Raw genomic sequence first — 13,924 nt, forward strand, 5'->3', positions numbered from 1 at the left:
CGGCGCTCCGGCCGGGGCGGGGATGACGGGCACAGGACAGCCGGACTCCCGCACGCCAGGACACCGGAGCGCCCGGCTCACGACGCCGCTGCCGGACGCGGGTGGCTGCCTCAGCCCAGCGGGCGGGCCTTCGGGAGCGGCTTGCCGTACCACATCTCGATGAGCCGGGCGGCGATGGAGATGCCGTTCGGGGGCAGGACCGCACCCGACTCGAAGGCCTCCGTCAGTTCGTCGCGGGAGAACCAGCGGGCCTCCTCGATCTCGTCGCCGTCGACGTCGATCTTCGACGTGGTCGCCCGCGCCATGAACCCGAGCATCAGGCTGGAGGGGAAGGGCCAGGGCTGGCTGGCGACGTACTCGACGTCACCGATGGTGATCCCGGCCTCTTCCAGCACCTCGCGGGCGACGGACTGCTCTATCGACTCGCCCGGCTCCACGAACCCGGCGAGGGTCGAGAACCGGCCCTCGGGCCAGTGCACCTGGCGGCCGAGGAGAGCACGGTCCTGATCGTCGATGACCAGCATGATCACGGCGGGATCGGTACGGGGGTAGTGCTCGGCGCCGCATGCCTGGCAGCGGCGGATGTGCCCGGCCGCCGCGATCATGGTGCGCTCGCCGCAACGGGAGCAGAAGCGGTGCAGCCGCTGCCAGTTCTCCAGCGCCACCGCGTGGACCATGAGACCGGCGTCCCGGTCGCTGAGCAGCATGCCCGCTTCGCGCAGTCCGGCGGGCCGGGCCTGCTGGTCCATACGTCCGGGCAGCGAGTCCTTCTGGAGGGCGAAGTAGCTGACGCCGTCCCCGTCGGTGCCGAGGAAGTAGCGGTGGGTCTCCGTCATGGGGGCCTCGAAGGCCGGGGTCATGACGATCTCGGTGCCGCCGTCGGCGGTGTCGTCGACCAGCACCTGGCCGCCGGAGACGACGAAGACCTTGGTGGTGGGGTGGCTCCAGGCGACGGCGAGCCACGCCTCGTCCAGACGGTGGTGGGCCGCCCGGTCGATGCCGCTCGGTGCGGTGAGGCCGATGGGACGGGCGATGCGGTCGGTGTCGAAGGTACTCACAGTGCTTGTCTTCCTACTCCCCCGGGGCGGATCGGGTGTTCAGTTGTTTCGGCGGAGTGCGGTGGCCAGCTCACCCCAGAGGTGGGCGGTGGTCTCCACGCCCTTGAAAAGAAGGCCGAGCTCGACTTTCTCGTCGGGCGCGTGCCAGCCGTCGGACGGTACGGAGATGCCGAGGAAGAGGACGGGTGCGCCGAGCACGTCCCTCAGGTCGGCGGCGGGGCCGGAGCCCCCCTCGCGGGTGAAGAGGATCTTCTGGCCGAACGCCCGTCCCATGGCCCGGGCCAGTGCCTGGAGGGCGGGGTGGTCGAGCGGGGTCAGACAGGGGCGGGTCGCGGGCATGAAGGTGATCCGGTGGCGGATGCCGGCCGGTACCCGGCTCCCGGCCCAGTCGCGTACGAGTTTCTCCACCCGGTCCGGCTCCTGGCCGTCGACCAGCCGGAAGCTGATCTTGACCAGTGCGGAGGAGGGGATGATCGTCTTGCTGCCGGCGCCCTGGTAGCCGCCGCCGATGCCGTTGACCTCGGCGGTGGGGCGGGCCCAGACGCGTTCGAGGGTGGAGTAGCCGGCCTCGCCGGAGGCGGCGGTGGACCTGGCGGTGCGCAGCCAGGTTGCCTCGTCGAAGGGGAGCTCGGCGAAGAGGGCACGCTCGGTGTCGGTGAGCTCGGCCACACCGTCGTAGAACCCGGGGACGGCGACGCGGCCGCGCTCGTCGTGGAGGCCGGCGACCAGCCGGGCCACCTCGGTCGCGGGGTTGGGGACGGCGCCCCCGAACGATCCGGAGTGGATGTCCTGCTCGGGGCCGTACAGCTCGATCTCGCATTCGGCGAGGCCCCGCATGCCGGTGCAGACGGTCGGGGTGTCCTCGTCCCACATGCCGGTGTCGGAGACGATCACGACGTCGGCGGCGAGGCGGTCGGCGCGTTCCTCGACCAGGGCACGGAAGTGCGGGGAACCGGACTCCTCCTCGCCCTCGATCACGAGCTTGAGGTGGACGGCCGGGGTGGTGCGGCCGGTCGCGGCGAGGTGGGCACGGACGCCGAGTGTGTGGAAGAACACCTGACCCTTGTCGTCCGCGGCGCCCCGTCCGTACATCCGGCCGTCCGTGACGACCGGTTCGAACGGGTCGGTGTGCCAGCCGTCCTCACGCGTGGCCGGCTGCACGTCGTGGTGGCCGTAGACCAGGACGACGGGGGCCCCGGGATCGTCGGAGGGCCACTCGGCGAAGACGGCCGGGGCGCCGGGCGTCTCCCAGACCTCCGCGACCGGGAATCCGGTGTCCCTGAGCTTGTCGGACAGCCATGCGGCGCTGCGTCGTACGTCCCCGGCGTGCTCCGGCTGGGCGGAGACGGAGGGGATGCGGAGCCATGCGGCGAGGTCTTCGAGGAAGGACTCGCGGTGCTGCTCGATGTACGGCTGGACGGCGCTGTCCGGGGTGTCGCTCATGTCATTGAGCCTAACGGGCTCGCGCGGGTGGCTCGTCCAGCAGCAGTCGTTCCAGCTCCGGGCGGCCGGGCAGTGAGCGGGGCCGGACGGTCTCTCCGGTGCGTACGTAGAGGAAGGTCGCTGTGACGGATTCGATCGGCAGGTCGTGGAGTTCGGCCCAGGCGAGCCGGTAGACGGCGAGCTGGAGCGGGTCGGCGGTGCGGTGGCGGCTGGTCTTCCAGTCGACGATCTCGTACGAACCGTCCTCCGCCCGGTACACGGCGTCGATCCGTCCCCGGACGATCCGGCCCGCGAGCGAGATCTGGAAGGGGGTCTCGACCCGGTACGGGGTGCGGCGGGCGTACTCGGTCCGTTCGAACGCCTCCTTCAGCTCGGCGAGCTCACGCTCGTCCGCGATGTCGACGTCGTTGTCGCCGCCGCCGGGGAGCTCGTCGGGGCCGAGCATCGGCAGCGGGAGCTCCTCGTAGCGGGACTCGACCCAGGCGTGGAACCGGGTGCCCCGGCGGGCGGCGGGCTGCGGAGGGCGGGGCATCGGGCGGGCCAGCTCGCGGGCGAAGGCGTCGGGGTCCTCGGCGAGGAGGAGCAGCTGGGTGGCGGAGAGCGAGGCGGGTACGACGACGTCCCGCACGGTGGCGCGGGCCCGGCGCAGCTCGCCCGCGAGGGCGTCGAGGTCGCGGTCCCAGGAGGCGATGGTGCGGCTCTCCTCGGGGGTGGGCTCGCCGGGGTGCCGGGCGGCGGGAATGTACGGGAGCGGGCCGGCGGGGGCCTCCTCGACGGCGGGCCCGGTGGGCCCGGCAGCCCCGGTGGCGGGCCGTACGGGATCGGCGCTCTCCGCGGCAGCCCCGGCGGCCGCGGTGGCGGGCCCGGTGGGGTCGCCGTCCGCCTGGGGGGCCGTGGGCTCCTCGGGCCGCTCGGTGGCGAGGGAGTCCCAGTCGTCCCAGTCCGGCTCGTCGTCCGGGCCCGGGTCCGGTTCCAGTTCCAGGGGCGGGTCCCCGTACTCGTGGACCTCGGCGGGGGCCGGTTCCGGCTCGGCGTACGAGGCGTACGGGGGCGCCTCCGCGCCCGCCCAGGCGTCCAGGTGGGCGAGGACCGTGTCGCGGGCGGCGCGGCGGCGGGCGGTCGCGGCGGCGTCCAGGGGCAGCGGCCAGGCGATGTCGGCGTCCTGGCCGGCGAGAGCCGGGTTCTCCTCGTCGGCCTCCGGCTCGTCCGCCCAGACCTCGATCTCGCCGTGTCCAGCCACGCAGTGCTCGTACAGCGCGTCCAGGAAGACCGAGGGGCCCCTGGTCTTCTTCTGCGAGGGGCCCCACCAGTGGCCGGAGCCGAGCAGCAGGGAGCGGGGGCGGGTGAAGGTGACGTAGCCGAGACGGAGTTCCTCGGTGTGCTGGTGCTCCTTCATCTCCTGCTGGTACGCCTTGAGCGCCTTGGCGTCGTAGGTGTCCAGCGCCGGGAGGGTGGCCGCGTCGCCGCGCAGGGCGTGCGGGAGCACCTTCGCCTGGGAGGTCCAGGACTCGCGGGCGCGGCTGCTGGGGAACTGACCGGTGACCAGGCCGGGTACGGCGACCACGTCCCACTCCAGCCCCTTGGACTTGTGGGCGGTGAGCACCTTGACGGTGTTCTCGCCGCCGGGCAGGGCGTTGTCGAGCCCCTTCTCGTACTGGGCGGCGGTGCGCAGGAAGCCGAGGAACGCGAGGAGGGTGGCCTCGCCGTCGAGGGAGGTGAAACCGGCCGCGACGTCGAGGAAGTTGGCGAGGGTCTCGCGGCGGCGGGCGGCGAGCGCGTGCGGGGAGGCGGACAGTTCGACTTCGAGCCCGGTGGTGGCGAGGACCCGGTGCAGTACGTCCATCAGCGGGTCGGCCAGCGAGCGGCGCAGGTCGCGCAGTTCGGCGGCCAGGCGGGCGAACCGGACCCGGGCCTCGGCGGAGAACGGCAGGCCGTCGTCCTCGTCGCCGCCCCGGTCGAGGAAGGTGTCCAGGGCGTCGGCCAGCGAGACGACCTCGGCCGGGTCGGTGCCTTCCACGGCTTCGGCGAGCCTCAGGTCGGCGTCGCCCTCTCCGTCGCCCGCGGAGGCCCGGTGGACGAGGAGGCGGGCCCGGCGGCCGAGGAGCGCGAGGTCGCGGGGGCCGATGCGCCAGCGTGGGCCGGTGAGCAGCCGGACCAGGGAGGCGTTGGCTCCCGGGTCCTGGAGGACCTCGCAGACGGCGACCAGGTCGGCGACCTCGGGCAGGTGGAGCAGTCCGGACAGGCCGACGACCTCGACGGGAACGTCACGGGCCACCAGCGCGGCCTGGATCTGCGGGAAGTCGGAGGCGGTGCGGCAGAGCACGGCGATCTCGGCGGGCTGGGTACCGGTCCGCACGAGGTGGGCGAGGGAGTCGGCGAGCCAGTCGATCTCCTCGGCGTGGGTCCGGAGCAGGGCGCAGCGGACCATGCCGTCGTGTTCGGCCCCGGGGGCGGGGCGCAGCGCCTCGACCCCCTCGTGCCGGGCGCGCAGCGGTTCGGCGAGGCCGTTGGCGAGCTGGAGGAGGCGTCCGCCGCTGCGGCGGTTCTCGCTGAGGCTGTGGCGGGTGGCGGGGGTGCCGTCGGCGTGCGGGAAGTGCTGGGGGAAGTCGTCGAGGTTGGCGACGGAGGCGCCGCGCCAGCCGTAGATGGCCTGGCAGGGGTCGCCGACGGCGGTGACGGCGTGGCCGGTACGGCCGGCCGGGCCGTGGCCGAAGAGGGCCGACAGCAGCAGCCGCTGGGCGACGGAGGTGTCCTGGTACTCGTCCAGGAGCACCACCCGGAACTCGTCGCGCAGCAGCGCGCCGACCTCGGGCCGGGTGAGGGCCAGCTGGGCGGAGAGGGCGATCTGGTCGCCGAAGTCGACGAGGTCCCGGCCTCGTTTGGCCTGCCGGTACCGCTCGGTGAGGCTGAGCAGTTCGCCCCGGGCCCGGGCGGTGGCGGGGAGCTTGCGCAGCTGCTCGTTGGAGAGCTTGACGCCTTCGAGGGTACGGAGGAGGCCGGTGTCGTACCCGGAGAGGGCGTCCGGCCCGACCAGGTGCTCGGCCAGCTCGGCGTCGAGTGCGAGGAGGTCGCCGACCAGAGTGGGGAAGGAGTGGGTGAGCTCCGGGTAGGGGCCCGGGGCGTCGCGCAGCACGCGGGCGGCGAGCTGGTAGCGGGTGGCGTCGGCGAGCAGCCGGGTGGTGGGTTCGAGCCCTATCCGCAGCCCGTGGTCGGTGAGCAGCCGGCCGGCGAAGGCGTGGTACGTGGAGATGCTCGGCTCGCCGGGCGGGTTGTCCGGGTCGATGACGTCCGGGTCGGTGACCCCGGCGGCCACCAGGGCCTTGCGGACGCGTTCGGCGAGTTCGCCTGCGGCTTTGTTGGTGAAGGTGAGGCCGAGGACCTGTTCGGGGGCGACCTGGCCGGTGCCGACCAGCCAGACCACGCGGGCGGCCATCACGGTCGTCTTGCCGGAACCGGCTCCGGCCACGATCACCTGCGGGGCGGGCGGCGCGGTGATGCAGGCCGTCTGCTCCGGGGTGAAGGGGATGCCCAGCAGCTCCTTGAGCTGCTCGGGATCGGTGAGGCGTGAGGACACCCAAGAACGGTAACCGGCCCCACCGACACCGTGCCCCGGACCATCGCCACCGCTCCTCGGGCCGTAGGGCCCGGGCGCGCGGCCGTGAACAGGCCCGCGGCCGTGAACAGGCCCGTGCCCTCAGCGGGCGCGCGGCCATGAGGCTCGTCACTCCACCACGTGCTTCCCCTCGGGCTGGGCGCTGCACGAGGCGCGGAAGGCGCAGTGGCCGCAGTGCGTGCCGGTCGTCGGGGTGAAGCGCTCGTCGAGCACCCGCCCGGCGGCCGTGGCGAGCAGGTCGGAGACCCACTCCCCGGCGAGCGGTTGCTGGGCCTGTACCTGGGGCGAGGTCTCCCCGCCTTCGCGTACGGGGGCGGGGCGGCGCAGCTGGACGAGTTCGGCGCCGCCGGGTTCGGGGCGCAGGCCGCCGAAGACCTCGTCCACGGCGCCTTCGCGGACGGCCAGCTGGTAGACGGCGAGCTGGGGGTGGCGGGCCACCTCGTCCTTGGTGGGTGCCTGCTTGCCGGTCTTGAAGTCGACGACGTACGCCCGGTCCTCGGCGTCTCGTTCGACGCGGTCCATGGAGCCCCGGATGCGGACGGCGTACTCCCCCGCTTCGAGGGTCACGTCGAATCCGTGCTCCCCCGCGACGGGGGTGCGGCCGGAGCGGTCCATGACGTGCCAGTGGAGGAAGCGTTCGAGGGCGGCGCGGGCCTGGCCCTTCTCCTGGTCGGACTTCCAGGGGGCGTCGAAGGCCAGGCCGTTCCAGACCGTGTCGAGCCGTTCCATGAGGACGTCCAGGTCGGCGGGGGTGCGGCCGGAGGCCACCTCGTCGGCGAGTACGTGGACGACGTTGCCGAAGCCCTGCGCGGCGGTGGCGGGGGCGTCGGCCTTGACCTCCCGGCCGAGGAACCACTGGAGGGCGCAGGTGTGGGCGAGCTGGTCGAGGGCGCTGCCCGACAGCACGACGGGCTGATCCCGGTCGCGGAGCGGGACGGCGGAGCGGGTCGGCTCGTCCACGCCCCACCAGCGGTGCGGGTGGGCGGCGGGCACCAGCGGGCGGTCCTCGTCGTCGGTGAGGGCGGCGAGCCGGGCGAGGCGCCGGGCGGCGGCCTCGCGCAGGGCGTCGGAGGCGGCGGGGTCCACGGTGGTGGCGCGCAGTTCGGCGACGAGCGCGGCGACGGCGAGCGGCCTGCGGGGCCGGCCGGTGACGTCGCGGGGTTCGACGCCGAGTTCGGCCAGGAACCGGGACGGTTGGTCGCCGTCGTCGGCCGGCGCCTTGACGGCGGTGACGACGAGGCGTTCGCGGGCCCGGGTCGCGGCGACGTAGAAGAGCCGGCGTTCCTCGGTGAGGAGCGCGCCGGGCGAGAGGGGTTCGGCGAGTCCGTCGCGGCCGATCCGGTCGGCCTCCAGCAGGGAGCCCCGGCGGCGCAGGTCGGGCCAGAGCCCTTCCTGTACTCCGGCGACCACGACGAGCCGCCATTCCAGGCCCTTGGAGCGGTGGGCGGTCATCAGCCGGACGGCGTCGGGCCGGGCGACCCGGCGCGACAGGGTGTCGGCGGCGATGTCCTGGGCGTCCACCTCTTCCAGGAAGTTGAGGGCCCCGCGCCCGCCGGTGCGCTCCTCGGCGCGCGCCGCCGTCTCGAAGAGGGCGCACACGGCGTCCAGGTCCCGGTCGGCGTTGCGCCCGCCCGCGCCCCCGCGCAGCGCGGCGCGCTCCAGGCGGCCGGGCCAGGGGGTGCCGTTCCAGAGGGTCCAGAGCGCCTCCTCCGCGGTGCCCCCTTCCTGGAGGAGGGTCCGGGCCCGGACCAGCAGGGCGCCGAGGCGCTGGGCGCCCCGGGCGTGGACGGGGTCGTGGGTGGCGAGGCGTTCGGGTTCGGCGAGGGCCAGCGCGAGCAGTTCTCCCGACGGCGGCGGTACGCGGTTGCCTGCGGCCCGCTCGTCGTCGCGCAGGGCCCGGCCGAGGCGGCGCAGATCGGCGGCGTCCATGGCGCCGAGCGGGGAGGTGAGCAGGGTGAGGGCGGTCTCCTCGTCCAGGACGCCCGAGACACCCGAGACACCCGAGACACCCGAGACACCCGAGGACGAGGCCGCCGGGCGGCCGGCGGGGCCGGGCCCGGCAGCGTCCGCCCCCGCACCGACGGCGGCCGGCTGCCGCAGGGCGTCCTCCGCCACCACGCGCAGGGCGGTCAGCAGCGGGGCGACGGCGGGTTCGTGGCGGAGCGGGAGGTCGCCGCCGTCGACCTCCAGCGGGACCCCGGCCGAGGTGAGCGCCCGGCGCACGGAGGGCATCGAGCGCCCGCCGGCGCGCACCAGTACGGCCATCTCGTTCCAGGGCACACCGTCCTCCAGGTGGGCGCGGCGCAGCAGGTCGGCGATGTTGTCGAGTTCGGTGGATGCGGTCGGGTAGGTGTACACCTCCACCTGGCCGCCCTCCCGGGCGGCGGAGAGCTCGCGGTGGGCGCGTACCTTCTCGGCGGGCAGCCGGGTGAGCGGCATCCGGCGGGTGAGCAGCCGGGTCGCGGCGAGCAGGCCGGCGCCGGAGCGCCGCGAGGTGGTGAGGACGCCCACCGGCGCGGGCGCCCCGTCCGCACGCGGGAAGGTGTCGGGGAAGTCGAGGATGCCGTTCACGTCGGCGCCCCGAAAGGCGTAGATGGACTGGTCCGGGTCGCCGAACGCGATCAGCGTCCGGCCGCCGCCCGGCGCCGCCGCCCGCGATCCGGCGCGCGCCCCGGTACGGCCTCCGGCGTGCGTGCCCGCGCCCGGACCGGTGCCGGTACCACCCTGCGTACGCCCGAGGCGGTTGCCGGCCAGCGCGTGCAGCAGCCGCACCTGGGCCGGGTCGGTGTCCTGGTACTCGTCGACGTATACGGCGTCGTACTCCCCCGCCAGCCGCTCCGCGACTTCGGGGCGCTCGACGAGCAGGACCGCGCGGTGGACCAGCTCCGCGTAGTCGAGGACGCCCTGCGCGTCGAGGACGTCGAGGTACTCCGCGAGGAACTGGGCCGCCGCGCCCCAGTCCGGGCGGCCGGTCCTGCGGGCGAAGTCCGCCAGGGCGTCCGCGCCGAGTCCCAGCTCACGGCTGCGGGCCAGGACGGCACGCACCTCGTCGGCGAAGCCGCGGGTGGTCAGGCAGGCGCGCAGTTCGTCGGGCCAGCGGACGTGGGCGAGGCCGGACTTCTCCAGGTCGAGCTGGCCCGCGAGCAGCTCGCGGACGGTGACGTCCTGTTCGGGTCCGGAGAGCAGGCGCAACGGGTCGGCGAACAGGTCGGCGTCCTGATGGGCGCGGACCAGGGCGTAGCAGTACGAGTGGAAGGTGGTGGCCTGCGGTCCGCGCGCCGCACCGAGCCGGGCCGCCATCCGGTCGCGCAGCTCCACGGCGGCCTTGCGGCTAAAGGTGAGGACGAGGATGCGGGCCGGTTCCGTACCGGCGGCCACGCGCGCGGCGACGGACTCCACGAGCGTCGTGGTCTTGCCCGTGCCGGGCCCTGCGAGCACAAGGAGCGGCCCGCCCGGGTGGTCAACCACCGCACGCTGTGCCGCGTCCAGTACAGGGGGCTCCACGGCCCCGGGGGGCGTGCGCACCAGCCGGTACGCGCCCGGCGCCCGCCGTCGCGTTTCGCGGGGCGGGTCCTGCCGGGTGGTGGAGGAGGAGCTCAATGGTTCGCCGGTCCTGTCGGTGGTGCGCTGCCTGATGGTGCGCCGACCGTCGCACCGGGCGTCGCACCGGGCGGTGGACGGTCACGGACAGGGACGGTCGGGTCGGGCGGGTCGGGTCGGGTCGCTCGTGAGCGGTTCGGCGGGCGGGGTCGGGCCGCTCGTAGCGATTCGGCGGGCGGGTGGCGGGCGGTTCGGCGGGCTGTCGAAGAGAGGCTGAGAGGTACGGAGGGGTGCGCGGATGAACACGGTGCGGCGGGGGCTCGGAGCCGCGTCGGGCTTCGACGCTACGCCAGTGGGGGCGCGGGCGGACGAGGGTCGGCTGCGTCACTCGTCACGTGTCCGGTGCGCCGCGGCCGGCCGGGGGTGTTTCCGGTCCCGCCGGTCGCGTCCGGCGACGCGCGGGATACCGGACCGGAGGAGGGCGACTGCCGGGCCCCGATGGCCGAAGCTGTCAGGTGTGAGCTTCCTCGCCCCTGTCCGGTCCGGCACTCCCGCCGGGTCCCCCGGTCCTGCCGTCCCACCGTGCGCGCCGCATGTCGATCCGCGGCAGATGCCCGTCCGCGGACCGGGCGGCGCCGCGCAGCGGTGTGCCCTCGTCGCGGTAGCGCGCCAGTGCGCGCAGTTCGTGCCCGGGCAGGAGCGTGCCGTCCGACCGCACGACGCGCCACCAGGGCACCGCCGATCCGTAGAGCGCCATCGCCCGGCCGACCTGGCGCGGTCCGCCGTCGCCCAGCCACTCGGCGACGTCGCCGTAGGTCATGACGTGACCGGGCGGGACCAGGTCGGCGACGTCGAGGACCCGCTCGGCGTACTCCGGAAGCTCGGCGTGGGCCTGCGCGGCCGGCGCACCGGCGGTGTCGTCCTCCGCCGGCGGGCGGCGGAGGGTGCCGTCGTCCGCGCCGCCGCGGGGCGTCCGGTCCTGTCTCATCCGTCCCATCCTGCCGTACGCCACCGACAGCGGGGTGCCCGTCCGGAGATTTCCGCCGGCCCCTGCGGGGAGCGCGCGCACCCCGCGGACCGCGAGCGCGCTCGCGGGCAAAGGAGCGAATCCTCCCCTTCGCGCGCGCGGGCAATGCACCCTGATGGCTCCGCGTGTCCGTGCGCCGTGCCACCATCGTGCGGGCGGTGACCGGTGATACGAGAACACGAAGATCGACCAGATGCGACGAAGGAGCAGGGCGTGCAGCCATCCAGGGCGGCGGACGCCTCCGATGCCGACTCGCAGCCAGGTGGTTCCGGCTCCACGCCGGAACCCACCGGTGACCCCACCGAGCCCACCCGTACCGAAGAAGCCGGAGCAGCCGGGAACTCCGGAGAAGCCGAGAACCCCGGAGCAGCCGGAGCAGCCGGGAACAGCGATGACGCCACCGCCGGCCGCGACGGCACCCCGCGCCTGACCGGTTCGACCCGTGCGGGCACCGGCGACGGGCCCACCGGGCGTGTCTCCGGCGACGAACCGCTGCTCGCGGCCCGGGTGCACCGCCCGTCCGACCTGATGCGCCTGCTCGTCGGCGTGCTCGCCATCGCCGTCCTGCTGGCCGTCGCCGCGTTCGCGCAGGGCACCACGACGGGCCTGGAGGACGACATCTCCCGGGGCACCGAGCAGGCGCCCGATCTCCTGATCAAGGTCGCCGGGCTGGTGTCGAGCATCGCGGTGCTGCTCGTCCCGGTCGCCTTCGCCATCGAACGTCTGATCAAACGCGACGGGCTGCGCATCGCGGACGGGGTGCTCGCCGCCGTGCTCGCGCACGGGGTGACGCTCGCCACCGATCTCTGGGTCTCCCGGTCCGCCCCCGGCTCGATCCAGGACGCGCTGACCCAGCAGCAGCCCGGTCACGCGCTGACCGACCCGGTGCACGGCTACCTCGCGCCCGTCATCGCCTACATGACGGCGGTGGGCATGGCCCGGCGTCCGCGCTGGCGGGTCGTGCTCTGGGTGGTGCTGCTGCTCGACGCGTTCGCCATGCTGGTCGGCGGGTACACCACCCCGTTCTCGATCGTCCTCACCGTGCTGATCGGCTGGACCGTCGCGTACGGGACGCTGTACGGGGTCGGTTCCCCGAACGTCCGGCCCACCGGCCAGCATCTGATGGCCGGGCTGCGGCACGTCGGTTTCCGGCCGGTCGCCGCGCTGCGCGCCGACGAGGCTCCCGACAACCCGGACCAGAACGACCGGGGGCGCCGCTATCTGGTCACCCTGGAGGACGGCCCCCCGCTCGACGTGACGGTCGTGGACCGGGAACAGCAGGCCCAGGGGTTCTTCTACCGGGCCTGGCGGCGGCTCACCCTGCGCAGCATCACCCAGCGGCGTTCCATCCAGTCGCTGCGCCAGGCCCTGGAACAGGAGGCGCTGCTCGCGTACGCGGCCATCGCGGCGGGGGCGAACGCGCCGAAGCTGATCGCCACGTCCGAGCTGGGCCCGGACGCCGTGATGCTGGTGTACGAGCACATCGGGGGCCGGTCGCTGGACTCGCTGGAGGACGAGGAGATCACCGACGACCTGGTACGCGGCGCCTGGGAGCAGGTGCGGTCGCTCCAGTCGCGGCGGATCGCCCACCGCAGGCTCGCGGGGGACGCGATCCTGGTGGACGCCTCGGGCGAGGTGTACGTCACCGATCTGCGCGGCGGCGAGATCGCGGCCGGGGACCTGATCCTGCGGATGGACGTCGCCCAGTTGCTGACCACGCTCGGTCTGCGGGTGGGGGCGGAGCGGTCGGTGGCCGGGGCGCTCGCCGTCCTGGGCCCGGACGCGGTGGCCGGGTGTCTGCCGCTGCTCCAGCCGATCGCACTGACCCGCTCCACCCGGGCGACCCTGCGCAGACTCGCCCGCGAGCGGGGGCAGCGGGAGCGTGACGCGGCGCTGGAGGCATCGGACGCGGCGCGCCGGGACCGGGCGGAGTCCGCGTCCTCCACGGTGGCCTCGCCCGCCGACCGGAAGACGGAGCGCAAGTCGCAGCGTACGGAGAAGCAGGCCGAGAAGCGGGCCCTGGACGAGGCACGGGAGGAGGCCCGCGAGGAGGACCTGCTCACCCAGATCCGTCGTGAGGTCCTGCTGATCCGCCCGCAGGCCCCGGTCGAACCGGTCCGGCTGGAGCGCATCAAGCCGCGCACCCTGCTGAGCTTCATCGCCGGGTCCATCGCCGCGTACTTCGTGATCTCGCAGATCACCCAGGCCGACTTCGGCACGGTCGTGGAGGAGGCCGAGTGGGGCTGGGTGGCGGCGGCGCTGGGCTTCTCGGCGCTGAGTTACGTGGCCGCGGCGATGAGCCTGCTGGGCTTCGTACCCGAGCGGGTGCCGTTCCGGCGCACGGTGCTGGCGCAGGTGGCCGGGTCGTTCGTGAAGATCGTGGCTCCGGCGGCGGTCGGCGGAGTGGCGCTGAACACCCGTTTCCTCCAGCGCCAGGGGGTGCGGCCGGGTCTCGCCGTCGCGAGCGTGGGGGCCTCGCAGCTGTTCGGGCTGGGCTGTCACATCCTGCTGCTGGCCCTGTTCGGCTATCTGACGGGTACGGAGAAGACGCCGGACTCGCTGACCCCGTCCCGTACGGTCATCGCCGGGCTGCTCACGGTCGCGGTGCTGGTGCTGGTGGTGACGGCGATCCCGTTCCTGCGGAAGTTCGTGGTGACGCGGGTGCGGTCGCTGTTCGCCGGGGTCGTGCCGCGCATGCTGGACGTGGTGCAGCGACCGCAGAAGCTGGCCACCGGTATCGGCGGCATGCTGCTGCTGACGGTGTTGTTCGTGCTCTGTCTGGACGCGTCGATCCGGGCGTTCAGCGGGCCGGACGTGCCGCAGCTGTCGTACGCGAGCGTCGCGGTGGTCTTCCTCGCGGGCAACGCCCTGGGGTCGGCGGCGCCCACCCCGGGCGGTATGGGCGCGGTGGAGGGTGCGCTGACGATCGGCCTCATCGCGGTCGGGCTGCCCAGTGAGGTCGCCGCTCCGGCGGTGCTGCTGTTCCGCGTGATGACCCTGTGGCTGCCGGTGCTGCCCGGCTGGATCTGCTTCACCCAGCTGACCCGCAAGGGCCAGTTGTAGCGGTACGCGTACGGTCCCGGCCCGCGCGCAAAGCACGGGCCGGTGGCGGCTGTACGCGTACGGTTCCGCGCATGGCGATCGACAGGGGTAGGCGTTCTTCGAGGCGGTGCGGGAGACGCTTCCCTTGGACCCGCCGCTCGGAACCTTCCGCGAGGTGTGGGAGGCCCTCTCGGATTCGGT

General features: G+C 74.2%; 6 protein-coding genes. 1 reads left to right on the plus strand and 5 read right to left on the minus strand.

Going from position 1 to position 13,924, the window contains the following annotated elements; translation table 11 throughout:
- Positions 1-110 precede the first annotated feature (110 nt).
- The 5 genes from nudC to OHT52_RS08635 all read right to left on the minus strand — a co-directional run bounded on the left by nudC (position 111) and on the right by OHT52_RS08635 (position 10,642).
- Positions 111-1,058, minus strand: a complete 948-nt coding sequence (gene nudC, locus OHT52_RS08615; RefSeq protein WP_328719536.1) for an NAD(+) diphosphatase — start codon at positions 1,056-1,058, stop codon at positions 111-113.
- A 39-nt stretch (positions 1,059-1,097) separates the two neighbouring features.
- Complete coding sequence (locus OHT52_RS08620) at positions 1,098-2,501, minus strand: dipeptidase (RefSeq protein ID WP_328719537.1); 1,404 nt, start codon at positions 2,499-2,501, stop codon at positions 1,098-1,100.
- A 10-nt stretch (positions 2,502-2,511) separates the two neighbouring features.
- The gene (locus OHT52_RS08625; protein WP_328719538.1) at positions 2,512-6,075 is read right to left on the minus strand and encodes an ATP-dependent helicase; all 3,564 of its coding nucleotides are present in this window, start codon (positions 6,073-6,075) and stop codon (positions 2,512-2,514) included.
- Positions 6,076-6,222: 147 nt separating this feature from the next.
- Positions 6,223-9,714, minus strand: a complete 3,492-nt coding sequence (locus tag OHT52_RS08630; protein WP_328719539.1) for an ATP-dependent helicase — start codon at positions 9,712-9,714, stop codon at positions 6,223-6,225.
- Positions 9,715-10,165: 451 nt separating this feature from the next.
- The gene (locus tag OHT52_RS08635; protein ID WP_328719540.1) at positions 10,166-10,642 is read right to left on the minus strand and encodes an MGMT family protein; all 477 of its coding nucleotides are present in this window, start codon (positions 10,640-10,642) and stop codon (positions 10,166-10,168) included.
- Positions 10,643-10,894: 252 nt separating this feature from the next.
- On the opposite strand from OHT52_RS08635, the gene OHT52_RS08640 reads away from it, so the two are divergent.
- Positions 10,895-13,744, plus strand: coding sequence for a lysylphosphatidylglycerol synthase transmembrane domain-containing protein (locus tag OHT52_RS08640; protein ID WP_328719541.1), 2,850 nt, complete (start codon positions 10,895-10,897; stop codon positions 13,742-13,744).
- The last annotated feature ends 180 nt before the right edge of the window (positions 13,745-13,924 follow it).

The sequence above is a fragment of the Streptomyces sp. NBC_00247 genome (assembly GCF_036188265.1).
In the GTDB taxonomy this organism is placed as follows: domain Bacteria; phylum Actinomycetota; class Actinomycetes; order Streptomycetales; family Streptomycetaceae; genus Streptomyces.